The organism is Halorubrum saccharovorum DSM 1137 (assembly GCF_000337915.1).
Classification (GTDB): domain Archaea; phylum Halobacteriota; class Halobacteria; order Halobacteriales; family Haloferacaceae; genus Halorubrum; species Halorubrum saccharovorum.
On the sequence record NZ_AOJE01000021.1, the window covers coordinates 1 to 26484 of the forward strand.

General features: G+C 69.5%; 30 protein-coding genes, 1 tRNA gene and 1 pseudogene. 16 read left to right on the plus strand and 16 right to left on the minus strand.

From position 1 onward, the window contains the following. Positions 1-182: pseudogene (sod, locus tag C471_RS06735) on the minus strand (superoxide dismutase [Mn]); the annotation flags it as partial. A gap of 200 nt (positions 183-382) precedes the next feature. Here sod and C471_RS06740 point away from each other — a divergent pair. Together C471_RS06740 and C471_RS06745 are read left to right on the plus strand one after the other, a co-directional pair. Next, positions 383-1165: a pirin family protein gene (locus C471_RS06740; RefSeq protein ID WP_004047349.1), complete on the plus strand. Its 783-nt coding sequence runs from the start codon at positions 383-385 to the stop codon at positions 1163-1165. A gap of 75 nt (positions 1166-1240) precedes the next feature. Next, a complete protein-coding gene (locus tag C471_RS06745) occupies positions 1241-1924 on the plus strand; it encodes a haloacid dehalogenase type II (protein ID WP_004047351.1) in 684 nt (227 codons plus the stop codon). Between the two features lie 41 nt (positions 1925-1965). Here the strand turns inward: C471_RS06745 and C471_RS06750 are convergent, their stop codons facing one another. The 4 genes from C471_RS06750 to C471_RS06765 all read right to left on the minus strand — a co-directional run bounded on the left by C471_RS06750 (position 1966) and on the right by C471_RS06765 (position 4790). Further along, positions 1966-2598: a protein sorting system archaetidylserine decarboxylase gene (locus C471_RS06750; protein ID WP_004047353.1), complete on the minus strand. Its 633-nt coding sequence runs from the start codon at positions 2596-2598 to the stop codon at positions 1966-1968. A 3-nt stretch (positions 2599-2601) separates the two neighbouring features. After that, a complete protein-coding gene (locus tag C471_RS06755) occupies positions 2602-3651 on the minus strand; it encodes an AAA family ATPase (RefSeq protein WP_049909082.1) in 1050 nt (349 codons plus the stop codon). 157 nt (positions 3652-3808) lie between these two features. After that, on the minus strand, positions 3809-4228 hold the full coding sequence (locus C471_RS06760) for an SHOCT domain-containing protein (RefSeq protein WP_004047357.1): 420 nt from the start codon (positions 4226-4228) through the stop codon (positions 3809-3811). Positions 4229-4310: 82 nt separating this feature from the next. Further along, the gene (locus C471_RS06765) at positions 4311-4790 is read right to left on the minus strand and encodes a DUF192 domain-containing protein (protein WP_004047359.1); all 480 of its coding nucleotides are present in this window, start codon (positions 4788-4790) and stop codon (positions 4311-4313) included. Positions 4791-4851: 61 nt separating this feature from the next. Between C471_RS06765 and C471_RS06770 the strand changes: the two genes are divergently transcribed. The 4 genes from C471_RS06770 to C471_RS06785 all read left to right on the plus strand — a co-directional run bounded on the left by C471_RS06770 (position 4852) and on the right by C471_RS06785 (position 7651). Then, positions 4852-4925, plus strand: a tRNA-Val gene (locus C471_RS06770). 341 nt (positions 4926-5266) lie between these two features. Next, the gene (locus C471_RS06775) at positions 5267-5950 is read left to right on the plus strand and encodes an HVO_2922 family protein (protein ID WP_004047360.1); all 684 of its coding nucleotides are present in this window, start codon (positions 5267-5269) and stop codon (positions 5948-5950) included. A gap of 7 nt (positions 5951-5957) precedes the next feature. Beyond that, positions 5958-6413 (plus strand): DUF5518 domain-containing protein, encoded by a 456-nt coding sequence (locus tag C471_RS06780; protein ID WP_004047362.1) that lies wholly within the window; start codon positions 5958-5960, stop codon positions 6411-6413. A gap of 74 nt (positions 6414-6487) precedes the next feature. Continuing rightward, positions 6488-7651, plus strand: coding sequence for a DNA primase large subunit (locus C471_RS06785; protein WP_004047364.1), 1164 nt, complete (start codon positions 6488-6490; stop codon positions 7649-7651). A gap of 5 nt (positions 7652-7656) precedes the next feature. Here the strand turns inward: C471_RS06785 and C471_RS06790 are convergent, their stop codons facing one another. Beyond that, on the minus strand, positions 7657-7875 hold the full coding sequence (locus tag C471_RS06790; RefSeq protein WP_004047370.1) for a DUF7472 family protein: 219 nt from the start codon (positions 7873-7875) through the stop codon (positions 7657-7659). Positions 7876-8200: 325 nt separating this feature from the next. Here C471_RS06790 and C471_RS06795 point away from each other — a divergent pair, with 325 nt between their 5' ends. After that, positions 8201-8725 (plus strand): hypothetical protein, encoded by a 525-nt coding sequence (locus C471_RS06795; RefSeq protein WP_004047372.1) that lies wholly within the window; start codon positions 8201-8203, stop codon positions 8723-8725. Here C471_RS06795 and C471_RS06800 read toward each other — a convergent pair. From C471_RS06800 to C471_RS06815, 4 genes are all read right to left on the minus strand, one after another. After that, a complete protein-coding gene (locus C471_RS06800; protein ID WP_004047374.1) occupies positions 8706-8897 on the minus strand; it encodes a hypothetical protein in 192 nt (63 codons plus the stop codon). The genes C471_RS06795 and C471_RS06800 overlap by 20 nt on opposite strands. Before the next feature lie 125 nt (positions 8898-9022). Beyond that, positions 9023-9361, minus strand: a complete 339-nt coding sequence (gene rpl12p / locus C471_RS06805) for a 50S ribosomal protein P1 (protein ID WP_004047377.1) — start codon at positions 9359-9361, stop codon at positions 9023-9025. A gap of 18 nt (positions 9362-9379) precedes the next feature. Further along, positions 9380-10417 (minus strand): 50S ribosomal protein L10, encoded by a 1038-nt coding sequence (locus C471_RS06810; RefSeq protein ID WP_004047379.1) that lies wholly within the window; start codon positions 10415-10417, stop codon positions 9380-9382. Further along, complete coding sequence (locus C471_RS06815) at positions 10414-11052, minus strand: 50S ribosomal protein L1 (RefSeq protein WP_004047381.1); 639 nt, start codon at positions 11050-11052, stop codon at positions 10414-10416. Before C471_RS06815 ends, C471_RS06810 begins: the two co-directional genes overlap by 4 nt. Positions 11053-11319: 267 nt before the next feature. Between C471_RS06815 and C471_RS06820 the strand changes: the two genes are divergently transcribed. Together C471_RS06820 and C471_RS06825 are read left to right on the plus strand one after the other, a co-directional pair. Then, positions 11320-12864 carry an acyl-CoA carboxylase subunit beta gene (locus C471_RS06820; protein WP_004047383.1) on the plus strand — a complete coding sequence of 515 codons (1545 nt, stop codon included), beginning with the start codon at positions 11320-11322 and terminating at the stop codon, positions 12862-12864. Continuing rightward, positions 12864-13196: a hypothetical protein gene (locus tag C471_RS06825; protein ID WP_004047385.1), complete on the plus strand. Its 333-nt coding sequence runs from the start codon at positions 12864-12866 to the stop codon at positions 13194-13196. Before C471_RS06820 ends, C471_RS06825 begins: the two co-directional genes overlap by 1 nt. 10 nt (positions 13197-13206) lie before the next feature. On the opposite strand, the gene C471_RS06830 is transcribed toward C471_RS06825, so the two are convergent. Continuing rightward, positions 13207-13449, minus strand: a complete 243-nt coding sequence (locus C471_RS06830) for a hypothetical protein (RefSeq protein ID WP_004047387.1) — start codon at positions 13447-13449, stop codon at positions 13207-13209. A 135-nt stretch (positions 13450-13584) separates the two neighbouring features. Between C471_RS06830 and C471_RS06835 the strand changes: the two genes are divergently transcribed. Continuing rightward, entirely contained in the window at positions 13585-15483 is a 1899-nt protein-coding gene (locus tag C471_RS06835) for an ATP-binding protein (RefSeq protein WP_004047389.1), read from the plus strand. Between the two features lie 6 nt (positions 15484-15489). Here the strand turns inward: C471_RS06835 and C471_RS06840 are convergent, their stop codons facing one another. Together C471_RS06840 and C471_RS06845 are read right to left on the minus strand one after the other, a co-directional pair. Continuing rightward, positions 15490-16332 (minus strand): BKACE family enzyme, encoded by an 843-nt coding sequence (locus C471_RS06840; protein ID WP_004047391.1) that lies wholly within the window; start codon positions 16330-16332, stop codon positions 15490-15492. After that, positions 16329-16565, minus strand: coding sequence for a hypothetical protein (locus C471_RS06845; RefSeq protein WP_004047394.1), 237 nt, complete (start codon positions 16563-16565; stop codon positions 16329-16331). The genes C471_RS06840 and C471_RS06845 overlap by 4 nt, the downstream gene beginning before the upstream one ends. 98 nt (positions 16566-16663) lie before the next feature. On the opposite strand from C471_RS06845, the gene C471_RS06850 reads away from it, so the two are divergent. The 3 genes from C471_RS06850 (at position 16664) to C471_RS06860 (ending at position 18285) form a co-directional block, all read left to right on the plus strand. Further along, positions 16664-17011: a hypothetical protein gene (locus tag C471_RS06850; RefSeq protein ID WP_004047396.1), complete on the plus strand. Its 348-nt coding sequence runs from the start codon at positions 16664-16666 to the stop codon at positions 17009-17011. Between the two features lie 124 nt (positions 17012-17135). Continuing rightward, positions 17136-17627 (plus strand): TRAM domain-containing protein, encoded by a 492-nt coding sequence (locus tag C471_RS06855; protein ID WP_004047398.1) that lies wholly within the window; start codon positions 17136-17138, stop codon positions 17625-17627. 154 nt (positions 17628-17781) lie between these two features. Beyond that, a complete protein-coding gene (locus C471_RS06860; RefSeq protein WP_004047400.1) occupies positions 17782-18285 on the plus strand; it encodes a Tfx family DNA-binding protein in 504 nt (167 codons plus the stop codon). Positions 18286-18317: 32 nt separating this feature from the next. Here the strand turns inward: C471_RS06860 and C471_RS06865 are convergent, their stop codons facing one another. Continuing rightward, on the minus strand, positions 18318-19397 hold the full coding sequence (locus C471_RS06865) for a succinylglutamate desuccinylase/aspartoacylase family protein (protein WP_004047401.1): 1080 nt from the start codon (positions 19395-19397) through the stop codon (positions 18318-18320). A gap of 152 nt (positions 19398-19549) precedes the next feature. Here C471_RS06865 and C471_RS06870 point away from each other — a divergent pair, with 152 nt between their 5' ends. Together C471_RS06870 and C471_RS06875 are read left to right on the plus strand one after the other, a co-directional pair. Next, on the plus strand, positions 19550-20377 hold the full coding sequence (locus C471_RS06870) for an MBL fold metallo-hydrolase (RefSeq protein WP_004047402.1): 828 nt from the start codon (positions 19550-19552) through the stop codon (positions 20375-20377). Between the two features lie 68 nt (positions 20378-20445). Beyond that, positions 20446-21546 (plus strand): molybdopterin-dependent oxidoreductase, encoded by a 1101-nt coding sequence (locus C471_RS06875; RefSeq protein WP_004047404.1) that lies wholly within the window; start codon positions 20446-20448, stop codon positions 21544-21546. A 33-nt stretch (positions 21547-21579) separates the two neighbouring features. Here C471_RS06875 and C471_RS06880 read toward each other — a convergent pair whose 3' ends face one another. Beyond that, on the minus strand, positions 21580-24027 hold the full coding sequence (locus C471_RS06880; RefSeq protein ID WP_004047407.1) for a DEAD/DEAH box helicase: 2448 nt from the start codon (positions 24025-24027) through the stop codon (positions 21580-21582). 275 nt (positions 24028-24302) lie between these two features. Between C471_RS06880 and C471_RS06885 the strand changes: the two genes are divergently transcribed. Further along, positions 24303-24746: a DUF5807 family protein gene (locus C471_RS06885; RefSeq protein WP_004047412.1), complete on the plus strand. Its 444-nt coding sequence runs from the start codon at positions 24303-24305 to the stop codon at positions 24744-24746. Positions 24747-24762: 16 nt separating this feature from the next. Here the strand turns inward: C471_RS06885 and C471_RS06890 are convergent, their stop codons facing one another. Further along, positions 24763-26436, minus strand: coding sequence for a long-chain fatty acid--CoA ligase (locus C471_RS06890; RefSeq protein ID WP_004047414.1), 1674 nt, complete (start codon positions 26434-26436; stop codon positions 24763-24765). Positions 26437-26484 lie beyond the last annotated feature (48 nt).

Here is a 26484-nt window from a genome sequence, read left to right on the forward strand (position 1 = left end):
GCGCCGCCCGACGACGAGAAGTCGCCCGCCTCGCGGTTCTCCTCGAGCGTCTCCTCGGCCGAGTTCCACCCGTTCACGTACCCCTGATGGTGGGTGTCGTGATGCCATTCCAGCACCTGCTCGGAAATGTGCGGCTCCAGCGCGTCGTAATCGTACGGCAGCGGATCGAGTTCGTAGCTCATGTTACATTCCTGTCTATGCGCGGGACGGGGAAGAACGTTCTCTGTAGCGCATTTCAGTAACAATATTGTTATTTCTTAAATACTATATCATACAGTTATTCGCCTCCAAAACTGTATCTGGGGAAAAACAATACGCAATCTGTCTATTCTCGGCTACCGGCGGCGCGGGGCTTATCTGTGCCGGACTCATCAGATCGAGTATGACACCGGACGAGACGACCGCGGGCGGCGTCGAGCCGCTCTCCGGCGAGACGGTCAGACACGGAACGGGCGTGAACTCCGACCGCGCGTTCCCGACGGACGGCCATCCCGACAACCTCGATCCGTTCGTGCTGTTCGAGCGGTTCTACATCGACCCGGACAAGGGGTTCCCGATGCATCCGCACAAGGGGTTCGAGATCGTCTCGTACATGATCGAAGGCGGGATGGAGCACGCGGACTCGCTCGGCGTCGAGCACACCGCCCGCGAGGACGAGGCGATGCGGATCACCACCGGGAGCGGGATCCGTCACTCCGAGTTCCCCGCCGACGGCGAGGCCTGTAACGGGCTCCAGCTGTGGGTGAACCTCCCCCGCGAGGAGAAGGAGGCGGACCCGGACTACGTCGACGCGAGCGCCGAGGAGCTTCCGACGAGTGAACTCGACGGCGCGACAGTCACGACCGTCGTGGGCGAGGGCTCCCCCATCGAACTCCACACACCGATGGAGTACCTCGACGTCCGCGTCACCGACGGGTGGACGTGGGAGATTCCCGATGAGTGGACCGGGTTCCTCTACGGCGTCGAGGGGAGCGGGACCGTCAGGGACGCTGCCGGCGACGATGCCGACGCCGCCCGCGAGTTCAGCGCGGGCGACGTGCTCCCGAACGCGGACGCGCGGGACGTGATAGTCGAGAGCGACGAGGGCGAAGAGCTCCGCTTCGTCGCCGTCTCCGGCCGACCGCACGGCGAGCCGATCCGGCAGCAGGGGCCGTTCGTTTTATAACGACTCTCGCCCGCCATCGGGCGGCGGGCGGACAGAACGAGGTATGATAACACGGGCCGCCAAAGGGGCGACCGAATGTCATTCGACCCGGACCGCGTTCGGACCGTTACCTTCGACTCGTACAGCACCCTCGTCGACGTGGAGGCGGCCGAGGCGGCGCTCGCCGACCGTGTCCCCGACCCGGAGCCGGTGTCGCGGCTCTGGCGGTCGCGCTCGCTGGCGTACACGTTCGTCGCGAACGCGATCGACGCCTACCAGCCCTTCTACGAGATGAACCGCGACGCGCTGACGCACGCGCTGGCGGCTCACGGCGTCGACCTGCCGCCCGCCGAGCGCGACGAGATCCTCGCGGTGTACCACGAGCTGGAGGTGTTCGACGACGTGCGGTCGGGGATCGAGCGTCTTCGCCAGGGGGGGTACCAGCCGTACGTGCTCTCGAACGGGAACCCGGAGATGCTCGACTCGATGGTCGAACACGCCGAGATCGGCGACATCGTCGCCGGAACGATAAGCGCCGACGAGGTGGAGACGTTCAAGCCGGCGGCCGAGCTGTACCGCCACGGCGCCGCCCGGACCGGGACGCCGATCGACGAGATCGTCCACGTCACCGCGGGCTGGTTCGACGTGCTGGGCGCGTCGCACGCGGGGATGCAGGCGGTCCGCGTCGACCGGAAAGGCGCGCCGTGGGAGCCGTTCGCGGGTGAGCCGGACCTCACGATCGAGTCGATCCACGAGCTGGCCGACGCGCTCGGGGTCTGAGTCGGAGATCGGGGGTCGGTATCGGCGGCGTCGCCGCGGGCTCACTCCCGCTCGGCGATGATCGTCTCGCCGGCGCGCACCGCGTCCCCCTCGCTCACGAGGAGGTCGCTCTCGTCGACGTCCGCGGGGAAGATCACGTCCGCCCGCGAACCGAACGAGACGTGGCCGACGCGCTCGCCGCGGTCGACGGCGTCGCCCGGTTCGACCGAGGGGTGGATCCGCCGGGCGAACCAGCCGGCGATGACCAACAGCTCGTACTCGCCGAAGTCGATCGCGACCTGCTCGTTTCGGTCGGACTCCTTGTCGAAGGCGGGGCGGTTCGCGCCGGGCCGGTGGCGCACCTCGCGGACCTCGCCCGCGAGCGGTGCGCGGTTGACGTGCACGTCGGTGACGTTCATGAACACGCCCACGCGAAGGCGCTCGCCCTCCTCGCGGACGACGCTCACGGTGCCGTCGGCGGGCGAGACGACGACCCCGTCGCCGTCGGGCGCCGCGCGCTCGGGGTCGCGGTGGAACCAGAGGATCCCGAACGCGAGCGCGAGCAGGCCGATTCCGACCGGGGGGAGGAACGGGAGCGTCACCGCGGCGGCGAGCGCGGGCGCGAGCGCCAGCCCCCACGCCTCGTCGACGACATCGAAGGGGAGCACCGTCGCGAGCGGGGGGTTCCGGGCCATGGATCAGGCCTCCACGGGGTCCCGCAGGTCCGGCCGGAGCTCGGTGCGGCCCGCCGCCCACGCCGCGAGCAGATGGGTGAGATGGGTCCGGTCGTCGAGCCCGTCGACGAGGTCGAGGTCGGCCTCGCCGGCGAGGACGTGGAGCCGCGCGAGGTCGTCGCCGCCGTACTCGGAGCCGGCGCGGGCGACGCGCAGGGCCTCCCGGAGGAGTTCCTCGCCGTCGTACCCGCCCTCGTCGAGAAGGTCGTCGAGGGTCGAGCGCGCGTCCTTCAGATCGCCGGCGCGGGCGTCGGCGAGCGCCTCTCGGATCGCGTCGTCGTCGCCGACCTCACCGAGCGTCTCGTAGGCGGTCGACATGGTGATCTCGTCGCCCTCCACCGCGGTCGCCTGCGCCGAGAGGATCGCCTCCCGGAGGTCGCCGCCGGCCGCGCTGGCGACGAACTCCAGCCCGTCGCCGTCGTAGTCGACGCCCTCGCGCTCGCAGATCGTTTCGAGGACGTCGATCGTCTCGTCGGTGGTCGGCGCGCGCACGCGGACCGGGAAACACCGCGAGCGGATCGGCGCGATGAGCTTCGACGGCTGGCGGGTGGCGATCACGAACTGGGTGGTGCGGTGGTGCTGTTCCATCACCCGACGGAGCGCCTGCTGGAAGTCCTCGCGGATCGCCTCCGCGTTGTCCAGAAGCACCGTCTTGTACTCGCCCGACATCGGCGCGTACGACGCCGACTCCTTCAGCACGCGGTTGATCATGTCGCGTTTCGCCATCCGGCTGCGGCCCTGCAGGAACCCCTCGAACCGGGGGTCGGTCCGGATCTCCTTTTTCGTCCGACCGAAGAAGTCGGCGACGTTGATCTCGATCAGATCGCTCTCGGGGTTCTCGTGGGCCGCCCGCGTCAGCGCCCGCGTCGCCGCCGTCTTCCCGACGCCGGGCGGTCCCTGCACGACGAGGTTCATCGGCTGGTCGACCGCGCGCTCCAACCGCTCGCGGGCCTCGTCCTGTCGGATCTCGTCGAGCGCTGGGGCGTGCGCGTCGATCCATAGCGGTCCCTCCATGTCGCGTCCTCCGGGCCACGCGCTCAAGAATCGGTCGGTCCGGCCGCCGATCCGCGCCGTGGTGATCGACGCCGCCGGTAGGAGCGCCACGCCGGCGAGAGGAACACGTCAGACACCCGCTATCGCGGCGTAAACCGGGCGACACGAGCGGTCTGGGTTACTCGCGAACCCGATCGACCTCGCGCCGGAGCCCGTCGCGGACGCGGTCCGCGATGTCCTCGGCGTCGCCGCGGTCGGCGGTCTCGGCGTCCTCGGTCTCCAGCAGTCGGTCGAGCTTGCGCTCGAACTCGCGCTCGTCGATCTCGCCGCGGGCGTAGCGCTCGCGGAGCGCGCGGAGGGCGGGGTCGTCGGGCGCGCCGGCGTCGTCGCCGTCGCCGTCCTCGTCGGGCACCGGCTTCGTCAGCGTGTGGAGGACGGGCAGGGCGACGCAGAGGCCGAAGAACCAGACGAGCGGCAGCGACCACCAGAGCCCGGTGAGAAACGGGGCGGCGACGCCGGCGCCGACAACGAGGACCGCGAAGATCCGCCGCCAGCGGTGGCGGACGTTCCACGCGATCCGCCGGGGGAGGCCGTTCATGACTTGGTCGACGCCCGCGAGGGGCAAATCGGTTTCGTCGCGGTGGAGCGGGCTCGAAGCGAGAGAGCGGGAGCGTCGGAGATCAGTCGAGATCGAAGACGAGCCGATCGCCGGGGTCGACGCCGTTGCGCTCGCTCCAACCGCGCGGCACTTCGAGGACGTACTTCCCCGTGCCGCGATACCGAGTGTACGGGCGCGATCCGGGCTCCGCCTCGCGGATCGCGGTGACGGTTCCGTTCGGCGCGAGGAAGACGATGTCGAGCGCGAACGCCATGTCCCGCATCACGTAGGCGTGTTCGCCCGCCTCGTCGTGGACGAACAGCATCCCCTCGTCGTCGGAGAGATCGTCGGTCTCGGAGAGGCCGACGTACCGCTTGGCGAGGCCGTCGGCGACGCGCGCCTCGACGGTCGCGAGCGACTCCCCCGTCTCGCCGTCGACCGCCTCGGCGGTCGCGGTGTCGTAGCCGGCGATCAGGAGGGACGGGTTCACCGCGATCGCGGCGGCGAGGAGGAGAGCGAGGGCGACTGAGGCGCCGGCGATCGCGAGGAGACGGCGGTTCACGGCCGATCCTCGCGCCGGAGAAAGAAACCGTTTTCCGCTCTCGGCGGGTTTGAAACCGTGAGGGCTCGTGGTCTAGCTGGTCATGACGCGGCCTTTACAAGGCTGAGGTCGGCGGTTCGAACCCGCCCGAGCCCACTTCCTGCGGCGAGCAATCCGCGAGCCCCAGGCTGTCTCTTATACACATCTCTNGCGCCATCAGAGATGTGTATAAGAGACAGAGCGAAGCGAGTCTCGCCATCGAGTTCGAACCCGCCCGAGCCCACTAATCGGCGCCGCGAACAACTCGTGAGCGGCGCCGTTGTGACTGTTTGAGAGCGGGTTCGAAGCAGGGAGCGGAGCGAGCGAGGCGAGCGGAGCGAGCGAGGCGAGCGGAGTGAGTGAGGTTCGAACCCGCCCGAGCCCGAAGTCTCCCGGTCCTCGGAACGAGCCGGGATCGGCCACAGCGTTTTGTGCGCTCGCCGTGACGTGGTTCCCGTATGCCCGAAGAAACCGTTCACGAGTCGCGGCAGTCGCGGAGCCGACAGGCGCTTGCCACCTACTTCCGACGCATCGCGCGGGCGCTCGGCCGCGGAGAGCCGGTTCCCGTCGACGACGCCGGCACGGTGACGGTCGATCCGGCCGCGAAACAGGAGGTCGAGATCGAACTCGAACGCGCGGACGGGACGGTCCACTTCGAGGTCGAGATGGAGTGGCCGGAGGCGGAGGGGCAGATCGACGACGAGGCCGCCGCGAGCAAGGGGACCTTCGAGCTGTACGCGGACAACGCCGACGAGTGGCGCTGGCGGCTCGTCCACGACAACGGGAACATCATCGCCGACGGCGGCGAGGGGTACTCGGACAAGCGGGACGCCGAGTCCGGCATCGAGAGCGTCCAGCGGAACGCGCCCGGCGCCCACGTGATCGACGTCTCCCGCGACGAGGAGACGCCCGACGAGGGGGGGAGCAACGCCACCTTCGAGCTGTTCCGCGACAAGGCGGACGACTACCGCTGGCGACTCCGCCACACCAACGGCAACGTCATCGCCGACGGCGGGCAGGGGTACGCCTCCAAGCAGAAGGCGAAACAGGGGCTCAACAGCGTGAAGTCGAACGCGCCCGGCGCCGCGGTCGAGGAGCCGGGAGACGACGAGGCGATCGACGAAGAGGGTGAGGAGGAGTAGTCGAACGATGGTCCCCGACGACACCACCTCCACCGACGACATCGATTCCGCCGACGCTGCCTCCCAAGCCGTAGGCGGCACCGCCTCGAACGACTTCCTGACACCGGGAGACGACGCGCCCGCCGACCTGGTCGACGTGCTCCTCTACGGGCTCGTCGGCGGCATCGCCGGCTCGGTGCTGTCGTTCGTCCCCTTCGCCACCGTCCTCGGCGGCGTGATCGCCGGCTACCTCTGTGGCGGCCGGACGGCGGACGCGCTCAAGACGGGCACGGTCGCGGGGGTCGTGATGACGCTGCCGTTCGCGGCCATCGTGTTCTTCCTGCTGTTCGTCCTCGGCTTCGCCGGGGCGCCCGCAGAGTTCGGGATCATCGCGCTGTTAGTGGTCGGGGTCGCCGCCGCCTACACGCTCGGGTCCGGGATCGTCGGCGGGGTTCTCGGGCACTACCTCCGCGGGCAGTTCTGACCTCCCGTTGATCCCGTCCGCGCCGCCGCGGACCGCACCGCTTATTCGCCGCCCGTTGCTACCTCGGCCCGGACATGGACGCGCTCGACGCCAAGTACCCGTTCTTCGCGACCGCCCGTGAGGCGGTCGCCGACGCCGCGGTGTCGCTGCCGGAGCTCGTCGCGGCCGACGCGCCGGCGGTCGAGCGCGCCCGAGAGCGCGTCGAGCGGGCCCTGATGGACGGGACGATCGCTTCCGAGAGCGGCGCCTTCCCCGCCGAGTCGGCGTACGACGTGCAGGCGGAGCTGCTCTCGTACCCCATCGCTCGGATCCTCGTCTCGCTTTTAGACTCCGAGCCCGCGATCGAGAAGTACGCCGCCGCCGAGGCCGCGACCGCGATCGACCGTATCCGCGAAGACCTCGCGACAGACGACGAGCTGCGGTCGACGTCGACGCCGACCGTCGCGCTGGACGACGTGCTCGCCGAGTTCGACCTCGCGGACGCGGTGCGACCGGAGTCCCTCCGATCGGACGTGGGAGCCGCCGGTGCGACCGCGACCGGAAGCGAGTCAGGCACCGGCCGAGACCCGGAGCACTACTGGATCGCCGTGGGGCCGTACCTCCGGCTCACGTCGCCCTCGTGGGGCGAGTCGTGGCGGCTCGTCAACCGCGCGCTCGCCGACGGCGAGGTGCGCGTCTCCCGCGAGGAGCTGCTGGACGCGCTCGAAGCCGCGGTCGAGGACCGAGTCCGCGAGGGGCTGCCGTTCGAACTGGCGGCGGGAGAGGGGATCGCCGCGGAGCTCGAGTCCGGCGTCGCGGACCTCAAGCGGTTGCTCTCCGAGCGCACCTACGCCGGCCCGGTCGACGTGGTCGCGCCCGACCTGTTCCCGCCCTGCATGCGGAACCTGATCGAGAAGGCCGAGCGCGGCACGGATCTCTCCCCGCCGGAGTCGTTCGCGCTGATGGCGTTCCTCGTCGGGATCGGCATGAGTCCCGACGAAGTGGTCGCGTTCTGCGCCGACACGAGCCTCGACGCCGAGGGGATCCGGTACCAGACCGAGTACCTGAGCGACGACCGAGGGAGCCAGTACCCGCCGCCGACCTGCGAGACGCTGGCGAACTACGGGATCTGTCACAACGAAGCGGACCACATGCAGGTCGCCGCCGACCCGCTCGCGTACTACGAGCAGCGCGTGGCCGAAGCCGACGAGATCACCGACTGGCGGGAGGAGAACGCGGCAGAAGCTGGGAGCGAGTAGCCGCCCTACGCGTCGTCGCCGTTCGCGCGGATGAGGTACGCACCGACGAGCGCCATTAACAGGACGAACGCAGCGAGCAGCGCGACGAGGGCGATCGCACCGGTCTCCGGCAGCCCGTCGGGACCGCCGAACGCGACCCCGATCCCGACCAGTCCGGCGACGAAGACCGCGGCCGCGGACAGAGAGACCGCGATCTGCCGACGAAGCTCCGCGTCGATTTCCATGTCCGCGAGTTTCCGTCGCCGCTAAAAAAGGACTTCGATGAGGGCGGCGAGGTCGTCGTGACCGATCCGGCGGAAACAGTTCGAACGAAGAATATCGCCCGTTCGACCCGTCTCAGCGGCGGTCTTATCCGTTTCCGTCCCCTATTTCGGCGCGAAGCGAGGGTCTCCCTCGCGATCATCCATGACGCACGCTCGAAACACACCCGCGTCAGCAGCCGCCGAACAGGCCCCGTCGCGAGAGCCGTCCGCAACGCCGTCGACGGCACCACCGTCGGCCGCCCCCGACACACCCGACGACCGTTCCGCGCGCGCCGCCGCCGAGGAGATGACGGTCCGCCCGCTCCGCGACCGACGCTACGTCGTCGAGACCGACGGCGGCACCTACGTGGTCGCGCTCGACGCCGGCACCTGCACCTGTCCGGACCACGCGATCCGCGACTCACGCTGTAAGCACCTCCGCCGCGTCGCGATGGAGGTGACCGCGGCGTCCGTCCCCGCGCCCGACCAGCGCGTCGGCGCCTGCGCGGTCTGCGGCGCGGAGACGTTCGTCCCGTTCGACGCCGGCGGCGCGCACCTCTGTGACCGGCACGCGTTCGAGCCGGGCACGGTCGTCCGCGACCGCGAGACGGGGAAGCGGCTCGTCGTCGTCGAAGTCACGGCCGAGCGCGCCGACGCCTATCGGACCGAGGAGGGACGCGCCGTCGCCGAGTACCCGACGAACGCCGAGTACGGCGTCCACGAGCCCGTCGTCGAGGCGGTCTACGCGGAGTCGGTCCGTCCGGGCCGGAGCGTCGCGGACTGCGACCGGTACGGGTTCCCCGCCTCCAGGCTCACCCGGCGAGGTGACTGATGTCGCGGCGGAGCGTGTATCCCTTCGGGACCCCGACAGCCCCCAGACAGTCCTCGCACAGCACGCGCTCGTAGTCGCGGTTCGTCTCCTTCTCCAGCAGCGAGACGGCTCCGATCGGGAACACCGACTCGCACCGATCGCACTCGACCTTGTCGCCGTCGACGATCTTCATCACCTCCCCGTTCCCGAGATCGGTATATAAAGTCGCGGACGGCGTTATCACTCCGGATAGCGGGTTCGATAAAAGTGGAGTTCGAGAGTCGTCGACGCGGTCTGAGTCTCGGTGGTCGTCCGGCGTTAGCCGAAGAGCTCGCCGAGGCCCTCGCCGCCGTCGCCGTCTTCCTCGTCGTCGTCCGCCGCTTCCTCGGCGGCTTCCTCTTCCTCGTCCTCCTCCTCGTCGGCCTCGTCGGCCTCAGCGGCGTCCGCGGAGCCGCCCGAGGCGGCGCCGGCGGCGGGGGCCGCGGCGGCCGTCTCGACGGCCTCCTCGATGTCGACGTCCTCCAGCGCGGCGACGAGCGCCTTGACGCGGGATTCCTCGACGTCGACGCCGGCGGCTTCGAGCACGCCGGTGACGTTGTCTTCGTTGATCTCTTCGCCAGTCTCGTTCAGGATGAGCGCAGCGTAAACGTATTCCATTGGTGTGTCCTCGTAGTGTTATCCGAACATCGCGCCGAGACCGTCGCCGCCGTCGCCGCCGTCGTCGTCGGCGTCGTCGTCGGTCGCCTCAGCGTCGTCCGTGTCGTCTTCTTCCTCCGCCTGTTCCTCCTCGTCGGCGTCGTCCGTCTCGGGAGCCGGGGCGGCTTCGACGCCCTGCAGCTCCTCGGGGAGCGCCTCCTCGTCGTCGATCTGGGCCGCGAGCGAGCGGAGCTGGGCGTCGGCCTTCCCGATGAGGTCGGGCACGACGTCCGGGCTCTCGATCTCCGCGAACAGCCCGACGGACTTCGCCTCGCCGGACGCCTTCGCGAGAAGGCTTCCGACCGTGGCGGCCGTCGGGTACTCGGCGTTGATCGAGAGGTTTCGCGCGGCGGCGGCCGCCGAGCGGATGTCCGCTTCGTACTCGTCGACGTCGATTTCGAGCTCGTCCGGCTCGAACAGGACGCCCTCGGAGTAGACGCCCTTGAGGTCGAGCCCGACTTCCTTCGGCTCGATGCCGAGCTCGGTCAGGACGTTCGCGAGGTCGTCGTCGACGACCTCGCCCTCTTCGAGGACCTTGGAGTCCTCGGTGACCATGATCGAGCCGTCCTGGATGCGGGCGGCCGCGCCGACCGTCTGGAGCTCGCCGACGAACGGCCCCGGGTCGACGCCCGTGTCACCCTCGGGGATGACGACGTCGTTGGGGGCGACCTCGCCCGCGTTGATCGGGGCGGGGGTCTTCGAGGCTTCCAGCTGCTTGAAGAGACCGAACGGGTTGTCGTTCGTGCCGATGAGCGCGACCTGACCCGCGACGTACTGGGTCAGCTCTTCGACGCCGTCGTTCACCTCTTCGAGCGCGCGGACGGTGAGCGTGTTGCGGCTCATCCGGACGTCCGCGGAGCCGTGCAGCTCGCGGCGCATGGCCTGGAGCTGTCGGCTCGGGATGCCGGCGACGCCGACGATCCCGACGGAGTTGAACGACTCGATGAAGTCGACGAGCTCGTCGACCTCCTCCTGTTTCCACTGCGGGATCGTCTCGGTCTTGCGGACCGAGCTCATACGGGCACCTCCTTCGCGGGACCCATCGTGGTCTTCACGTAGATCCCGTCGATGTTGAGCGGCCCCTTCTCGAGGCTCGCTTCGAGTCGCCGGATGATGACGTCGATGTTGTCCGAAATCGCGTCGGGGCCCATGTCTTCGGCACCGACACGGGTGTGGAACGTGCGCCGGTCGCGCGACCGGAGCTGCACGGTGTTTTTCATCCGGTTGACTGTGTCGACGACGTCGTCGTCCGGCTGTAGTGGGGTAGGCATCTTCCCGCGCGGACCCAGGACGGTACCGAGGTACCGACCGATGTCCTGCATCAGGCTGGCCTCTGCGACGAAGAAGTCGGTCTCGCCGGCCAGATCCTTTGCGCGGTCGTCGTCGTCTCCTAAGTCTTCGAGGTCGTCGCTGTCGAGCACTTCGTCAGCGACCTCCTCTGCGCGGACGGCGGTTTCGCCCTCCGCGAAGACGACGATCTGTGTCTCCTGCCCCGTTCCAGCCGGCAGCACGACGGACTCGTCGATGCGGTTCGACGGATCGTTGAGGTCGAGATCTCGCAGGTTGATCGCGATGTCCACGGTCTCGCGGAAGTTCCGCTCGGGCGCATCGTCGAGTGCGAGGGTTACGGCCTCTTGTATTGTGTCTGCCATTTTCACCTCCGTAGTACGCAGGTCGCTCCTACGGGTCAGTGAAACAGGCGAAGCCTGTCTCACCGGAAAGTGGTTCATCGGAGGTTTAAAAGCGTCGAACCGCCGGTCCGGGTGTGAACCGGAGACAGGGGACGTGCGGGCGGTTCGCGCGTCGACCCACCAACACCGGTTCGACGGGCGTCGAAAGAGAGAACGTCGCGTAGGGGAACCCTTTTGATGCCGCTCGCCGACCCACGAGGTAATGACTCAGGGTGGTCCGGCGTGACGATGGACGACCGTATCGAGGATCTCCGCGAGCGACGTGAGCGAGCGGCGCTCGGCGGCGGCGAAGACCGGATCGAGTCCCAACACGAGAAGGGGAAGATGACCGCGCGCGAGCGCATCGACTACTTCCTCGACGACGGAACCTTCCACGAGTTCGACCGGTTCCGAACCCACCGGAACCACAAGTTCGGAATGGAGGAACAGCAGATTCCCGGTGACGGCGTCGTCACGGGGTACGGCGAGGTGAACGGGCGGAAGACGTTCGTCTTCGCGCACGACTTCACCGTCTTCGGCGGGTCGCTCGGCGAGGTGTTCGCCGAGAAGGTGTGTAAGGTGATGGACAAGGCGATGGACGTGGGCGCGCCGGTCGTCGGGCTCAACGACTCCGCGGGCGCCCGCATTCAGGAGGGGGTCGAGGCGCTCGGCGGCTTCGCGGAGATATTCCGGCGCAACACGGAGGCGTCCGGCGTGATCCCACAGATATCGGCGATCATGGGCCCGTGCGCGGGGGGAGCGGTCTACTCCCCGGCGATCACGGACTTCACGTTCATGGTCAAGGACACCTCGCACATGTTCATCACCGGCCCGGACGTCATCGAGACCGTCACGGGCGAGGAGGTGAGCTTCGAGGAGCTCGGCGGCGCGGTCACCCACACCTCGACCTCCGGCGTCGCGCACTTCGCGGAGGAGAGCGAGGAGGAGGCGTTAGACGACATCGCGCGGCTGCTCTCGTACCTCCCCGCCAACAACGTCGAGGACCCGCCCCGCGTCGAGCCGTGGGACGACCCCGAACGCGCCGACGAGGGGCTGGGCGACATCGTCCCCGACGCGCCGCGGAAGCCGTACGACATGAAGGACGTGATCGGCAGCGTCGTCGACGAGGGCTCCTTCTTCGAGGTGCAGGAGAACTTCGCGAAGAACGTCGTCATCGGGTTCGGTCGACTCGACGGCCACTCGATCGGGATCGTCGCCAATAACCCCCGCGTGAACGCGGGCACGCTCGACATCGAGTCGAGCCAGAAGGGCGCGCGGTTCGTCCGCTTCTGTGACGCGTTCAACATCCCCATCCTCACCTTCGAGGACGTGCCCGGGTTCATGCCCGGCACCGATCAGGAACACAACGGGATCATCCGTCACGGCGCGAAGCTGCTGTACGCCTTCTCGGAGGCGACGGTGCCGCTTCTCACGGTCATCACCCGGAAGGCGTACGGCGGGGCCTACTGCGTGATGTCGTCGAAACACATCGGCGGCGACGTGAACTACGCGTGGCCCACCGCCGAGATCGCGGTGATGGGGCCGAAGGGCGCTGTCAACGTCCTCTACCGCGAGGAGCTGGCCGAGGCCGACGACCCGGACGCGCGTCGGCAGGAGCTCATCGACGAGTACCGCGAGGAGTTCGCGAACCCGTACAGCGCCGCCGACCGGGGCTTCGTCGACGACGTGATCGAGCCCGCAGAGACCCGCGCACGGCTGATCGACGACCTCCAGATGCTGAAGGGGAAGCGCTCGGAGGCGCCCGAGAAGAAACACGGCAACATCCCGATCTGATGGCGGCCGACGCATCCGAATCGGACGAGACCGCATCCGGGTCGGGCGACGCCGCACCGTCCGGTGACGACGGCGTCGCCCTCGACGGCCTGTCGATCCCGGACGACGCCGACGACGCCGAGGCCGCCGCCATCGCCGTCGCCGTCGCGGCTCACCTCCGGGACGGCGAGCGTGCGGCGGCTGCGGCCGCCGCGGACGACGAGCCGGACTGGGAGGGCGAGCGCTGGTCGTTCGCGGGTCGAGTCGACCGCCTGCAGAACCGGTCGGTCCGCGTTCCCGTCGACGCGCCGACGGACCCGTGGACCGCGGCCGGCCGCGCCGATCGGTTCTGAGCCGGAGCGCTCACACCTCGCGCGACTCGTCGGCGTCGCCGTCCCCCGCGTCCTCGATCGACTCGGGGCGCCACTCCTCCGCCGAGCCGCCATCGAGGAGTCGGTTGAGGACGATCGGCACGACGCCCGCGAGGAGCGCGAGGATACCTATCCGAACGAGCAGCGATGCGTCGGTCAAAAGCGTCGCGGCGAGGTACGCGCCCGCCGCGACCAGCACCGACGGCAACACGTAGGGATTTCCGGCCGAGAGCATGTCCGGATATGGCGGGCGGCAGGCTCTTAACCGTCTCGGGGAGACGACCGTCGACACGTTACGACGATCGTCGTCACCGATCGTCGTCACGGACCGATAGAATGAGGTGGGCTATGGTGGAAACAACGTGCAGGAATGTTCGACAAGGTTCTGGTCGCGAATCGCGGGGAGATCGCGGTTCGGGTGATGCGCGCGTGTGCGGAGTTGGGTGTCGACACCGTCGCCGTCTACAGCGACGCGGATAAACACGCGGGGCACGTCCGGTACGCCGACGAGGCGTACAACGTGGGGCCCGCCCGCGCCGCCGACTCGTACCTCGACGGCGAGGCGGTCGTCGACGCCGCGCGAGCGGCCGGAGCCGACGCGATTCACCCCGGCTACGGATTCCTCGCCGAGAACGCCGACTTCGCGGCCCGCGTCGAGGCCGCCGCCGGGATCACCTGGGTCGGCCCCTCCAGCGACGCGATGGAGCGGCTCGGGGAGAAGACCCACGCGCGCCGCGTGATGGACGACGCCGACGTGCCCATCGTCCCCGGGACGACGGAGCCCGTCACCGACGTCGACGCGGTGACCGAGTTCGGCGACGAACACGGCTATCCCGTCGCGATCAAGGCCGAGGGAGGCGGCGGCGGCCGCGGGATGAAGGTCGTCGAAAGCGCCGGAGAGGCCGAGGAGGCGCTCGAATCCGCCAAGCGCGAGGGCGAGGCCTACTTCTCGAACGACTCCGTCTACCTCGAACGCTACCTCCAGAACCCCCGCCACATCGAGGTGCAGATCGTCGCGGACGACCCCGACGGGGACGCGGGCGACGACGCCGACCGGTCCCTCGACGAGGCCGACGTGGTCCACCTCGGCGAGCGCGACTGCTCGCTCCAGCGCCGCCACCAGAAGGTGATCGAGGAGGGTCCCTCCCCCGCGCTCTCCGACGAACTGCGCGAGCGGATCGGCGAGGCCGCCCGCCGCGGCGTCGCCGCCGCCGACTACACCAACGCCGGCACCGTCGAGTTCCTCGTCGAGGAGGACGTGGACCGCGACCCGTCGGAGCCGCTCGGGCCTGACACGCCGTTCTACTTCCTCGAAGTCAACACGCGAATCCAGGTCGAACACACCGTCACCGAGGAGCTCACCGGGATCGACATCGTGAAAGAGCAGCTCCGGGTCGCCGCCGGGGAGGGCCTCTCGGTCTCGCAGGACGACGTCGAGTTAGGGGGCCACGCGATCGAGTTCCGGATCAACGCCGAGAACGCCGCGAAGGAGTTCCAGCCGGCCAACGAGGGGCGGCTCGACACGTACGACCCGCCGGGCGGGATCGGCGTCCGCGTCGACGACGCGCTCCGGCAGGGCGACGAGCTCGTCACCGACTACGACTCGATGATCGCGAAGCTGATCGTGTGGGCCCCGGACCGCGAGGAGTGTCTCGCCCGGTCGAAGCGCGCGCTCGCGGAGTACGAGCTCGACGGCGTCGTCACCATCGTCCCGTTCCACCGGCTCATGCTCGACGACCAGCGGTTCGTCGACGGCACGCACACGACGAAGTACCTCGACGAGGAGTTAGACGCCGACCTCGTCGCCGACGCACAGGAGAAGTGGGGCACTGAGTCGGCGTCGGCGAGCGACGACGACGAGGAGGTGTCCGAACGCGAGTTCACCGTCGAGGTGAACGGCAAGCGCTTCGAGGTCGAACTGGAGGAGCGCGGCGCGCCCGCGATCGCGGTGCCGGAGGGCGGGGCGGGCGGCGCCGGTGCCGGGGGCCAACAGCGCCCCCCGCAGGCGAAGTCCGACGACGGCGGCGACGACGGCGGCGTCGACGTGGCCGAGGGCGGCGAGGCGATCGAGGCGGAGATGCAGGGGACGATCCTCTCGGTCGACGTCGACGAGGGCGACGAGGTCGCCGCCGGCGACGTGGTCTGCGTGCTGGAAGCGATGAAGATGGAGAACGACGTGGTCGCCGAACGCGGCGGCACCGTCGCGAGCGTCCACGTCGGCGAGGGCGACAGCGTCGACATGGGCGACGTGCTGATCGTGCTGGAATAGGGAGGGCTACCGTCCCCGTAACCCCAGCATCTCCCGCGTCTCCGCGGGCGTCGCCACCGGCCGGCCCAGCTCTTCTGCGATCCGCGCCGCTCGCGCCACTAACTGCTCGTTGCTCGCCAGTCCGCCCTCCTCGTAGTACCGGTTGTCCTCCAGTCCGACCCGGACGTGCCCCCCGAGGAGGATCGATTGCGTCGTCAGCGGGAGCTGGTGGGGGCCGAACCCGATCACGTTGAACTCGACGCCCTCGGGGAGCGCCTCGACCCGGTTCATCAGGTTCCGCGGGTGCGGCGGCGACGTGGTCCCACCGCCGAACAGGAAGTTGAGATACGGCGGCTCATCGAGGTCGTCCAGGATCGCCAGCGACTCGTTGAGGTGGCCGTCGTTGAACACCTCCAGTTCGGGTTTGATGTCGCGCTCGCGCATCTCCGAATGCAGCGACGCCACCAGTTCCCGGGTGTTCTCCGAGGTGAGCCGATCGTAGCGGTTGAGCGGTCCCATGTCGAGCGACGCCATCTCCGGCGCGGGATCGGTCCGCAGCGGCTCGTGTCGGAGGGCGTCGGGCGCGCCGGTCCCGCCGGTGGAGTGCTGGAGGACCGCGTCGTCGGTGGCGTCGCGGACCGCGTCGGCGACCTCCTGAAAGCGCTCGGTCGAGAAGGCGCGCTCGCCGTTGTCGCGGCGCGCGTGGAGGTGAAGCACGCTCGCGCCCGCGTCCTCGCAGGCCGCCGCGGCCGCCGCGATCTCCTCGGGGGTCTCGGGGAGGTCGGGATGAGCCTCCTTGCCGTGGACGCCGCCCGTCAGCGCCGCGGTGACGACGACCGGCTTTCCGCCGAGACAGTCGTCGTAGGTCATCGATCGGCGTCGGGGCGCTCGGTTTCGTCAGACGAGGACTCCGGCTCGACGTAGAACTCGCAGTCCGTCTCCGGGTCGAGGCCGTATCGAGCGTTGCAGATGTCGGCGCGCATGGGTTGGACGAACGACTCCGTCACGGTACAGAACGCTCGGGGCTCGCCGAAGTCGGCCCCGTCGAAGGTGGCCCCGTCACCCGCCTCGCGATACGTCAAGTGTGGACACGCTTCAACCATATCGGACGAAGGCGGGCGAGCGGCTTGAAACCACGCGTCGGGGCAGAGGGACCGTCCTGACCGACGGTGTTTAACCGAACGCCCGAAAAGGGGGCGACATGGAGTCGGTCGACGACTGGCAGGCGGCGATCGCGGAGGCCGGGGAACTGACCGGCCCGATCGCCGCGGCCGTCGTCGACGAGCACGGCGACCGCGGGAAACGCGCGATCGAGGCGGTCGGAGAGGGACGGGTGAAACGCTACCGCGACTTCACCGTCGTCGTCGGCCACGACGACGAGTACGTGGTCGAGGACGGCGAGTGCAACTGCGCCGACGCGACGTACAACCTCGACGCCGACGACCCCTCCGAGCGGTGCTGGCACGCGATCGCGGTCGACGTGGCGGACGCGGTCGACGCGGTCGATCACCACGACATGTGGTACTCGGAGGTCCGAGAGTTCCTGTGAGCCGGCGCTGAGCGGAATCGGACAGCCTGGCCAGCCGCCGCTCACCCGGATGAAACGCCGATACGTCGGATTTTCCCCCCGTCAGTCGAAAACGTTTACAACGGCGGCCGGTCTCCCCTACGGTATGGCGGACTGTCCACTCGCCGACGACTGCCCCAGTTTCGACGAACGAATCGAGGGGATGGGGTGTCAACACTACGGCAACAAGGGCGGCGCGGAGTGGTGTAACCACTACGACATGCCCATCTACGAGCTGAAACAGCAGCCGGTCCAGCCCGGCGAAGAGGTCGTCGTCGAGGTCGACGACATCCACGAGAGCGGCGCGGGCGTCGGCCGCACCGACGACGGCTTCATCGTCCTCGTCGACGGCCTGCTTCCCCCGGCGCGCGCCGAGGTCCGGATCCATCGCGTGAAATCGAGCCACGCGACCGCACAGGACGTCGTCGAACGCCTCCCCGACGACCCGGAGGAGGACGACGATGACGGCCCCGAAAACGCTGCTGACGCCGGCGGCGACGAAGACGAGGACGAGGACGAGGACGACGAGGGCGGCCGGCGCCGAGACCGCCCCGACCGCGAGCGGCTCGGCAGCCGCGAGAACTTCTGGGGCAAGTAGGTGCGTCTCGGGGGCGGCCCCACCCCACGGACAGTCCGGACGCCGCCGATATCCGCCGATTCGCATCTCGTTTCGCATCTCGTTTCGGCCTCACCGTTCCATCCAGCCTCGCCGAAACCGCCGTTTTTTGAGCGCGCGTCCCCTGACGACGCGTATGGTCGCAGACGACGGGGCCTCCGATCCCGGTCCGGACCCCGATCCTGACGACATCGACGCCGAGGCGCTGTTGGAGCGCGCGGGGTTCGACGCCGACGAGAGCGTCCTCACCCGCCGACAGGCCGAGGTGCTGGCCCTCCGCGAGCGGGGGCTCCGCCAGTCCGACATCGCGGACCGGCTGGGCACGTCGCGCGCCAACGTCTCCAGCGTCGAGGCCAGCGCCCGCGACAACGTGGCGAGCGCCCGCGAGACAGTGGCGTTCGCGGAGGCGCTCGCCGCCCCGGTCCGCGTCGAGATCGAGGCGGGGACCGACCTCTACGACGCGCCGAAGCGCGTGTACGACGCCTGCGACGAGGCGGGCGTGAAGGTGAACCAGACCGCGCCCGACCTGATGAAGACGATCGGCGAGGGGGCGGGCGACGCGGTCCACGGGCGCGAGGTGCGCGACCGGCTGTTCGTCACCGTCGACGCCACGGGGACGATCCGGGTGCGGCGGCCCTAGAGCGACGACGAAAACCGTTCTTCCGCGTCAGGTCACTCCTCCAGCCGCTCTGCCACCCCCACGAGCGTCGCGCCCGCGGTCACGGTCGCCTCGCGGGCGATCGAGTAGACGATCCCGTCGCGGTCGGCCGCGGCGGTCTGGAGGGACTCGAAGGTCGTCGGGTCGTGAACGACGCCGAGCGGGTCGCCCGCCGCGACCTCGTCGCCGACCGACAGACCGCGCTCCGGGGTGAACAGCCCCGACTCGGCGGCCTCGACGCGCCCGAGGTGGTTCCGCGCGACCGTCCCGTCCCACGGCGCCGGCTTTCCGGGGAGAAGTCCCTCGTGGCGGAGCACGCCGAGCATCCCGTCGACGCCGGCGGCAACCGCCTCGGGGACGACCTCGCGGCTGTGCGCGAGTTCGGGCGTGACCGTGGGGATCCCCTCCCGGGTGGCGGCGACGCGGAGTTTGCCCGCGAAGCCGCGTTCGGTCCACTCCGCGTCCGCCTCGTCATCAGAACTCGTCGAGTTCTGATTGGCTCGCAAATCTTCCGATTTGCGATCGTCGCCCGCGGCCTCCGCGAGCAGGAGGTCGGTGCCGAACGCCTCCGCGAGCCCCCGGCAGGCCGCGTCGCCGCGCATGTACACCGCGTGGGTGAGCATCGCGGGCGAGCCGGTGTGGAGGTCGACGACCGCGTCCGCCGCGCTCGCGAACCGCCACAGCCGGGCCGCCATCCGCTCGTGGAGGGTCCCGTCGGCGTCGCCGGGCCAGCAGCGGTTCATGTTCGAGTGGATCGCGTCGAGCGACTCCGGGGTGGTGTACGAGACGCGGTCGAAGGTGAGCGGGTCAGCGACCGGGACGGTGACGAGGGTTCCGGCGAGTTCCGCGTCGACCGCGTCCTCGCTCGCTCCCGTCAGCCGCTCGTGGAGCCGCCGGAGGGCCGCCGTCCCGTTCACCTCCCGGCCGTGTTGGGCCGCCTGCGCGTAGACGACCGGGCCGCCGCCGGCGGGAACGTCGAGTTCGGGACCGTCCGGGCCGTCGACGAGGTCCCCCTCGCCGTAGACGTGAACGGTCGTGCGGATCGGGACCCCCGAGGGAAGCCGCGCGAGGACGAGGTCGCGAGCGTCGTGCATACCGAAGCGTCGGTGCTGAGAGGCTTATAAATCGGGGCGCGGAGGTCGCCGGCGCCGCGTCGCGGCCGCCGACCGGCGCCGCGCACGCGACCACCAGATCCGGCGGGGCGACCACGGACGCTAAGTCGGTGGGACGCCGACGCCGATCCGAGATGCGGGTCACCCTCCTCGGCACCGGCGACACCACCGGGACGCCGACGGTCGGCTGCGACTGCGACACCTGCGCCGCGGCGCGCGAGCGCGGGGTGTCGCGCTCGCGGTTCTCCGTCCACGTCGCCAACGAGCGCACGGGCGAGTCGCTTCTCGTCGACTTCAGCCCCGACTTCCGGAGCCAGTTCCTCGATCACGACGTGTCGCTGCCCGACGCCGGGCTCGTGACGCACATCCACTTCGACCACCTCGACGGGCTCGGCAACGTCTACCGACTGGTCGACGGGCTCCCCGTCCACGCGCCGTCGGAGACCGACCCCGCGACCGACGAGAGCGTCGCGGAGACGATCCGCGCGAAGTACGACTACCTCGAAGACCGGATCGGCGTCCACTCCCGCGAGCCGTTCGAGCCCTTCGAGACGTGCGGGTTCGAGGTCCGGTTCGTCCCCGTCGACCACCCGCCGCTCCTGTGTTACGGCGTCGTGATCGAAGACCCCGCGACGGGCGGGACGCTCGCGCTCACGGGCGACACGAGCTACGACGTGCCGGAGCGGTCTCGGGAGGCGCTGTCCGACGCCGACCTCCTGCTCGCCGACGCCATCGTCCCCGCGTCGCTCTGCGAGCACCACCCGATCGGCGGACGCCACGAGGGACCCGACAGCGTCCCCCGCACGTTCGGCACGAAGCACATGACCCGGGAGGGCGCGCTCGCGCTCGCCGACGAGCTGGACGCCGACCGAACCCGCCTCGTCCACCTCGCGCACTACTACCCGCCAGACGAGGCGTTCGAAGAGCCGCTGGCGGTGGACGGGGAAGTGTACGAGCTGTAGCCGACGAGCGGCGGCGCGGGGCGTTCGAACTGTGCCCTTTTGTCTCGGTAGCACGTAACAGGGTCGAGATGGGTACGCGATCCGGGATCGCCGGGAGGCTCCGCGACGCGCTCGACCGCGTCGAGCCGCCGCCGCGCGCGGTCGACTGGTCGCTGTTCGCGTTCGTCGTCGCCGAGGCCGTCACCGGTCTCGTCTCGTTCACGGTGGGCGTCCCCGAGGGGTGGCCGCTGTTCTGGCTCCACCGCGCGCTCGGGATCGGAATTATCGCCCTGCTCGCGTGGAAGCTCGCGCGGGTCCGACGCCGGCTCGCGGATCCCGATCTGTGGCGGCGGTCGACCGCGCTGTCGGTCCTGACGCTGGTCGCCGCCCTCGGCGCGCTCTCGACCGGGATCGCGTGGGTCTTCGGGCTCGACATGCGGCTCTCCTACTGGACGCTCCTCTCGGTCCACGTCGGCTTCGGCCTCGCCTTGGTTCCGCTCGTGGCCGCGCACGCGACGACCCGGTTCCGGCTCCCGCGCCGCGTCGACTTCGAGCGCCGCCGGACGGCGGTGCGCTACGCCGTCCTGCTGGCCGCGGGCGCGGCGACGTACCGGCTCCAGCAGGGGGTCAACGACGCCCTCGACACCGCCGGGGCGGACCGGCGGTTCACCGGGTCGCAGCCCCGCGAAGGTGACGGAAACGGGGCGTTCCCGATCACCTCGTGGGTCGCCGACGACCCCGATCCGATCGACCGGGAGTCCTACCGGTTGGCGGTCGACGGGCTCGTGAGCGATCCGGTCGAGCTGACGGCCGACGAGCTGGCGGCGGGCCACGAGACGGAGGCCCTGCTCGACTGTACCAGCGGCTGGTACACGGTCCAGGAGTGGGGCGGGATCCGGGTCGGCGACCTGCTGGACGCGGCGGGCGAACTCGACGACGACGACGCGTACGTGCGATTCGTCTCGGTGACGGGGTACCGCTGGAGCCTCCCGATCGACGAGGCCAGAGACGCCCTGCTCGCGACCCGCGTCGGCGGCGAGCGACTGAGCCACGGCCACGGCGCGCCCGCCCGGTTGGTCGCGCCCGACCGCCGCGGGTTCCAGTGGGTGAAGTGGGTGACGCGCGTGGAGGTCAGGTCGGAGTACGATCTCGGCCAGTGGGTCGTGACGCTGGTGAGCGGGTTCGAGTAGCCGGCTCGCCGGCAGTCCGGGTGGAGGGGCCGACTACTCGTACTCGCTCCCGACGACTTCGCGGATGCGCTCCGCGGTCACCTGCCCGACGCCGGTGACTTCGAGCAGATCGTCCTCGTTCGCGGTCATCACGGCCTCGACGGTGCCGAAGTGCTCCAAGAGCGACCGCGCGGTGACCGGCCCGATGTCGGCGATGGAGGAGACGACGTACTCCTGCTGTTCCGCGCGGGTCTTCGTCGTCTTCTCGCCGTGGACGCTCACCTCGCGGTCGCGCGTCTCCTGCTCGCGCTTGGCGATCGTCGCCAGCAGTTCGGTGGTGTCGTCCTCTCCCTCGGTGCGGAGGACGCTCACGTCGAAGTCGACCGCGAGCGACGCGAGCGCGCCGCGGATCGCGTTCGGGTCGATGTCGCGCTGGCCGTAGAGGTTCGTCCCCTCGACGACCATCACGGGTCGGGCGTACGCCCGCGAGAGCTCGCCGATCTGCTCGAACATCGAGCGATCGGAATCGAGCATCGAGTCGACGAAGTCGGCCGCGGACTTGCGCTCGACGGCGACGCGGTCCGAGAGCACGTAGTCGCCGACCGCGAGCGTCTCAAGCCGGGTGACGAGCCCGTCGCGCGTCGAGAGGTCCTTCGCGATCGAGGAGTCGAGCTCGCGCTGGTCGACGACGACCTCGACGCCCTCGTCGACGCCGGCGGTGGCGACGACGCCGTCGTCGCCTTCGTTCGTCTCGGCCTCGGATCCGGCGTCGTCCGCCTCTCCGTCGGCGTCCCCGTTCCGCGCTTCCTCCGCGAAGTCGGTGAGGCCGGCGTCCTCGTCGTCGCTCGCTTCGGCGCTCTCGTCGTCATCGATCTCTGCCTCGGCGTCGTCGTCGGCGGAATCCCCGGAACCGCCGCTGAACGCGTCGAGCCCGGCCTGCCCGTCGTCGCCGACGGTCTCCTCGATGTCGTCGGTGGCCTCCTTCAGCTCCGCGAGCTGGCTGGCCATCTTCTTCTCGCGGCGCCGGGAGATCCAGAAGAACGCCTCGTCGCGGGTGTCCTCGGCCATCAGGACGACCACCTTCCCCTCGGCCTGTCGGCCGGTCCGACCCTTGCGCTGGATCGAGCGGATCGCGGTCGGGACCGGCTCGTAGAAGCAGACGAGGTCGACCTCGGGAACGTCGAGGCCCTCCTCGGCGACGCTCGTGGAGACGAGCACCTCGAACGCGCCGTCCTTGAACTCGTCGAGCGTCTCCTGCTGCTGTGTCTGGCTCATCCCGTCGGAGCCCTCCTTGTCGCCCTGGCCGACGAACTTCCGCACGTCGAAGCTCGCGGAGAGGAACTCCACGAGCGCCTCGGCGGTGTCGCGGGACTCGGTGAACAGGATGGCGCGCTCGCCCTCGTTGATCCCGAGCGTCTCCGCCAGCAGGATCCGAGCCTTCGAGAACTTCGGGTGGAGCCCGTCGAACGACTCGGCCTTCCGCATCGCCTCGCGCACCTTCGGGTCCGCGACCATCCGCTGGCTCGCCTTCGACGCGCCCGACGAGCGGGCGGCCTCGCGCTGGCGCTCGAAGTAGCGCCGGACGGACTCGACCGACTGGGTCTCGACCAGCTCGGTGGCGCGGCGGAGCTTCATCACCTCGGCGTGGGTGCTCATCCCCTTGTACCCGGCCGACTGATCGTTGTCCATCATCTGCTTGAGCTGCCCCCGCATCTTGTTGAGGTCCTTCTGCGAGAGGTCGGGGTTCGTCGTGTTCGTCACGCCGAGCGACTTGAGCTTCTCTAGTCGGTCGGTGATCACCTCGTTGAGGGCGTCACGGATGTCGAGGACCTCGTCCGGGAGCGTCACCTGCTCCCACCGCACGTCGGTGTCGTGGGTGTACTCGTCGACGTCGGCGTCCTCCTCGGTCATCACCTCGACGTTCACGAGCCCGAGGTTCTCGCAGACCGTCTCGATCTCCTCGGTGTCGCCGCCGGGCGAGGCCGACATCCCGGTGACGAGCGGATCGGCCGCGTCGGCGTGGTAGCGCTCCGCGATGTAGACGTACGCGTAGTCGCCGGTGGCGCGGTGGCACTCGTCGAAGGTGCAGTGGGTCACGTCGCGCAGCGAGATCCGGTTGCCGACCAGGTCGTTCTCGACGACCTGCGGGGTCGCGATCACGATCCGGGCGTCGTCCCAGAGCGCGGCGCGGTCGTCCGGCTTCACGTCGCCGGTGAACACGACGATCTCGTCGTCCGGAACCGAGAGCGCCTCTCGGTAGAAGTCGGCGTGCTGCTGGACGAGGGGTTTGGTTGGGGCCAAGAAGAGCGCCTTCCCGCCCGCCTCGTGGAGGCGCTCGGCGGTGACGAGCAGGCTGACCGTCGTCTTGCCGAGGCCGGTCGGGAGACAGACGAGGGTGTGTTCGTCGGCGGCGGCGTCCGCCAGTTGGAGCTGGTAACGGCGCTCCTGGAGGAAGTCGTCGACGAGCAGGGGTCTGTCGATGCCGGCGGCCTCGGTCGCCATCGGCGGTGCTTGGCCGGCACCGGCCTAAAGCCTTCGCGAAGCGGGGTGAAAGTTATCGGTCGCCGGAGCGCTCCTCTCGGAACTCCTCCGGCACGTCCTCGTCGACCAGCTCCGCCCACTCTACGAGCCGGTCTCCAGATGGCGTTTGCGCACTCATCAGGGGACGGATCTCAGTGGTACGTATTAACAGTTACCCCGATTCCACGCAATTCGGCATCAGTCCAGCGACGAACGGGACTCGCACCCCTTTTACCGCTCACGCGCCTCTTGCCGGCATGAGCAACCTCGACGAGTTCCTCGCGGGCGAGCGGCTCGACGACGTGGTCTTCTACCTGAGCGACGCGTACCTCGACGACGACTCCCGACTCCGCAGCGTCGGCACCGAGACGGACGGCGGGGTCCGACTGATCCTCGACGGCGAGACCGGGCGGTCCGCGTTCGAGGCCGGCACGGGGATGGGAGCGATGGAGTTCGCGAAGACGGCGATGGGCGCGGAGGGCGAGATCGCCGGCTCGCTCGACGACGGGACGTGCCCGTTCGCCGAGGAGGCACCCGACGACGACCACGAGATCCGGTTCGTCTTCGCGTTCGCGGAGGCGCAAAACGAGGAGGTCGGCGGCCTCTACGCCGAGGGCGACGTGGTCCACGCGTACGCCCACTGCACCTGCGGGGAGAGCTACTCGCACAAGTGGGTCGTCGGCGAGCGGGACGCCGAGTAGAGCCCCCGCGAGCGACCTACTCCCGTTCGGGCGCGTCGTCTTCCGGCACCGCTCCCTCGACGAGCGACTGGTCGGCGTACCGCTCCCGGAGGTCCTTCTTCGAGAACTTCCCGGTGGCGGTCTTCGGCACCTCGTCGATGAACTCCACCGCGTCGGGCACCCACCACTTCGGGTATTCCTCGCGGAGTCCCGACTCGATCTCCTCGACGAGCGCCTCGCGGTCGACACCCTCACCCGCGACGACGAACGCGACCGGGCGCTCCTGCCAGCGCTCGTGGGGGACGCCGATCACGGTCGCCTCGCTGACGCCGTCGTACGCCATGATCGCGTTCTCCAACTCGACGCTTGAGATCCACTCGCCGCCCGACTTGATCACGTCTTTCGTGCGGTCGACGAGTTGGAGATACCCGTCCTCGTCGACGGTGACCACGTCGCCCGTCTTCAGCCAGCCGTCGACGAACTCCTCCTCGCTGGCGTCGGGGCGCGCGAAGTACTCCTGTGTCACCCACGGGCCGCGGATCCGCAGTTCGCCGAACGCCTCGCCGTTCCACGGGATCTCCTCGCCGTCCTCGTCGATCACCTCGAACTCCAGGCCGGGGACGACGAGCCCCTGCTTCGAGCGCTTGTCGACCTGCGTCTCGTAGTCGGCGTCGCGGAGGTCGCTCGTGAGATGGGAGACGGTGCCGATCGGCGACAGCTCCGTCATCCCCCACGCGTGGAGCACCTCGACGCCCCGGTCGTCGTACCACTCGATCAGCGACCGCGGGGCGGCCGCGCCGCCGACGATCACGGTGTCGAGCGTCGAGAGGTCGACGTCGTTGCCCTCGGCGATGTACTCCCGGAGCCCGAGCCACACCGTCGGGACGCCCGCGGAGATCGTCACGCCCTCCTCCTCGATCAGCGCCGCGAGGTCGGACGGCTCCGGCGACGGCCCGGGGTAGACGTGTTTCGCGCCCGCCGCGGTCGCGGTGAACGGCATCCCCCACGCGTTGACGTGGAACATGGGGACGACCGGCATGACAACGTCGGAGTCCTCCATCGGGATCCCCTGCGGCGTCTGCGAGGCCATCGTGTGGCTCCACAGCATCGACTGGGTGTACTCGACGCCCTTCGGCTTCCCCGTCGTGCCGGAGGTGTAACAGAGGCCGGCGGGCCGGTCGCCGTCGAGGTCGGGCCAGTCGTACTCGGTCGACCGGTCGGCGATGAACTCCTCGTAGGGGGTCGCGTCGAGCGCGTCGGTCTCGGACGATCCCATGACGACGAAGTCGACGCCGTCGAACTCCGGGGCCCCGTCCGCCTCGCCCTCGTCGCCCCCGGCGGCCGAGGCGAGCTTCGGCGCCAGCGACGGGTCGACGAAGACGATCTCGTCGGCCGCGTCCTCGACGATGAACCGGATGTGCTCGTCCGGCAGGAGGGGGTTGATCGTGTGGAGCTGCGCGCCGGTGTTCGGGACGCCGAAGTACGTCTCGAAGTGCCGGGTGTGGTTCCAGCAGAACGTCGCGACTCGGTCGCCGCGCTCGATGCCGTACTCGTCTAAGGCGTTGGCGAGCTGCGCCGTGCGGTCGGCGTACTCGGCGTACGTGTGCCGCGTGCGCCCCTCGTGAGTCCGGGAGACTATCTCGGTGTCCGGATACAGTCGTTCGGCGCGCCACAGGAACGGTCGGAGCGTCTGGGAGTGTCCACCGGGCATACCTCACACACCACGAGGTCGAGAACTATGAACATTCGCATGATTGAT

What these genes read in the sequence shown, in the direction of transcription:
- C471_RS06820 (WP_004047383.1), top strand. Translation starts at nt 11,320, where the DNA reads ATGGACGACCGTATCGAGGATCTCCGCGAGCGACGTGAGCGAGCGGCG.
- C471_RS06890 (WP_004047414.1), bottom strand. Translation starts at nt 26,436, where the DNA reads ATGCCCGGTGGACACTCCCAGACGCTCCGACCGTTCCTGTGGCGCGCC.
- C471_RS06830 (WP_004047387.1), bottom strand. Translation starts at nt 13,449, where the DNA reads ATGCTCTCGGCCGGAAATCCCTACGTGTTGCCGTCGGTGCTGGTCGCG.
- C471_RS06855 (WP_004047398.1), top strand. Translation starts at nt 17,136, where the DNA reads ATGGCGGACTGTCCACTCGCCGACGACTGCCCCAGTTTCGACGAACGA.
- C471_RS06745 (WP_004047351.1), top strand. Translation starts at nt 1,241, where the DNA reads ATGTCATTCGACCCGGACCGCGTTCGGACCGTTACCTTCGACTCGTAC.
- C471_RS06750 (WP_004047353.1), bottom strand. Translation starts at nt 2,598, where the DNA reads ATGGCCCGGAACCCCCCGCTCGCGACGGTGCTCCCCTTCGATGTCGTC.
- C471_RS06760 (WP_004047357.1), bottom strand. Translation starts at nt 4,228, where the DNA reads ATGAACGGCCTCCCCCGGCGGATCGCGTGGAACGTCCGCCACCGCTGG.
- C471_RS06825 (WP_004047385.1), top strand. Translation starts at nt 12,864, where the DNA reads ATGGCGGCCGACGCATCCGAATCGGACGAGACCGCATCCGGGTCGGGC.
- C471_RS06865 (WP_004047401.1), bottom strand. Translation starts at nt 19,397, where the DNA reads ATGCACGACGCTCGCGACCTCGTCCTCGCGCGGCTTCCCTCGGGGGTC.
- C471_RS06840 (WP_004047391.1), bottom strand. Translation starts at nt 16,332, where the DNA reads ATGACCTACGACGACTGTCTCGGCGGAAAGCCGGTCGTCGTCACCGCG.
- C471_RS06740 (WP_004047349.1), top strand. Translation starts at nt 383, where the DNA reads ATGACACCGGACGAGACGACCGCGGGCGGCGTCGAGCCGCTCTCCGGC.
- C471_RS06875 (WP_004047404.1), top strand. Translation starts at nt 20,446, where the DNA reads ATGGGTACGCGATCCGGGATCGCCGGGAGGCTCCGCGACGCGCTCGAC.
- C471_RS06860 (WP_004047400.1), top strand. Translation starts at nt 17,782, where the DNA reads ATGGTCGCAGACGACGGGGCCTCCGATCCCGGTCCGGACCCCGATCCT.
- rpl12p (WP_004047377.1), bottom strand. Translation starts at nt 9,361, where the DNA reads ATGGAATACGTTTACGCTGCGCTCATCCTGAACGAGACTGGCGAAGAG.
- C471_RS06870 (WP_004047402.1), top strand. Translation starts at nt 19,550, where the DNA reads ATGCGGGTCACCCTCCTCGGCACCGGCGACACCACCGGGACGCCGACG.
- C471_RS06755 (WP_049909082.1), bottom strand. Translation starts at nt 3,651, where the DNA reads ATGGAGGGACCGCTATGGATCGACGCGCACGCCCCAGCGCTCGACGAG.
- C471_RS06795 (WP_004047372.1), top strand. Translation starts at nt 8,201, where the DNA reads ATGACGGTCCGCCCGCTCCGCGACCGACGCTACGTCGTCGAGACCGAC.
- C471_RS06885 (WP_004047412.1), top strand. Translation starts at nt 24,303, where the DNA reads ATGAGCAACCTCGACGAGTTCCTCGCGGGCGAGCGGCTCGACGACGTG.
- C471_RS06845 (WP_004047394.1), bottom strand. Translation starts at nt 16,565, where the DNA reads ATGGTTGAAGCGTGTCCACACTTGACGTATCGCGAGGCGGGTGACGGG.
- C471_RS06775 (WP_004047360.1), top strand. Translation starts at nt 5,267, where the DNA reads ATGCCCGAAGAAACCGTTCACGAGTCGCGGCAGTCGCGGAGCCGACAG.
- C471_RS06810 (WP_004047379.1), bottom strand. Translation starts at nt 10,417, where the DNA reads ATGAGCTCGGTCCGCAAGACCGAGACGATCCCGCAGTGGAAACAGGAG.
- C471_RS06850 (WP_004047396.1), top strand. Translation starts at nt 16,664, where the DNA reads ATGGAGTCGGTCGACGACTGGCAGGCGGCGATCGCGGAGGCCGGGGAA.
- C471_RS06880 (WP_004047407.1), bottom strand. Translation starts at nt 24,027, where the DNA reads ATGGCGACCGAGGCCGCCGGCATCGACAGACCCCTGCTCGTCGACGAC.
- C471_RS06800 (WP_004047374.1), bottom strand. Translation starts at nt 8,897, where the DNA reads ATGAAGATCGTCGACGGCGACAAGGTCGAGTGCGATCGGTGCGAGTCG.
- C471_RS06815 (WP_004047381.1), bottom strand. Translation starts at nt 11,052, where the DNA reads ATGGCAGACACAATACAAGAGGCCGTAACCCTCGCACTCGACGATGCG.
- C471_RS06790 (WP_004047370.1), bottom strand. Translation starts at nt 7,875, where the DNA reads ATGGAAATCGACGCGGAGCTTCGTCGGCAGATCGCGGTCTCTCTGTCC.
- C471_RS06780 (WP_004047362.1), top strand. Translation starts at nt 5,958, where the DNA reads ATGGTCCCCGACGACACCACCTCCACCGACGACATCGATTCCGCCGAC.
- C471_RS06785 (WP_004047364.1), top strand. Translation starts at nt 6,488, where the DNA reads ATGGACGCGCTCGACGCCAAGTACCCGTTCTTCGCGACCGCCCGTGAG.
- C471_RS06835 (WP_004047389.1), top strand. Translation starts at nt 13,585, where the DNA reads ATGTTCGACAAGGTTCTGGTCGCGAATCGCGGGGAGATCGCGGTTCGG.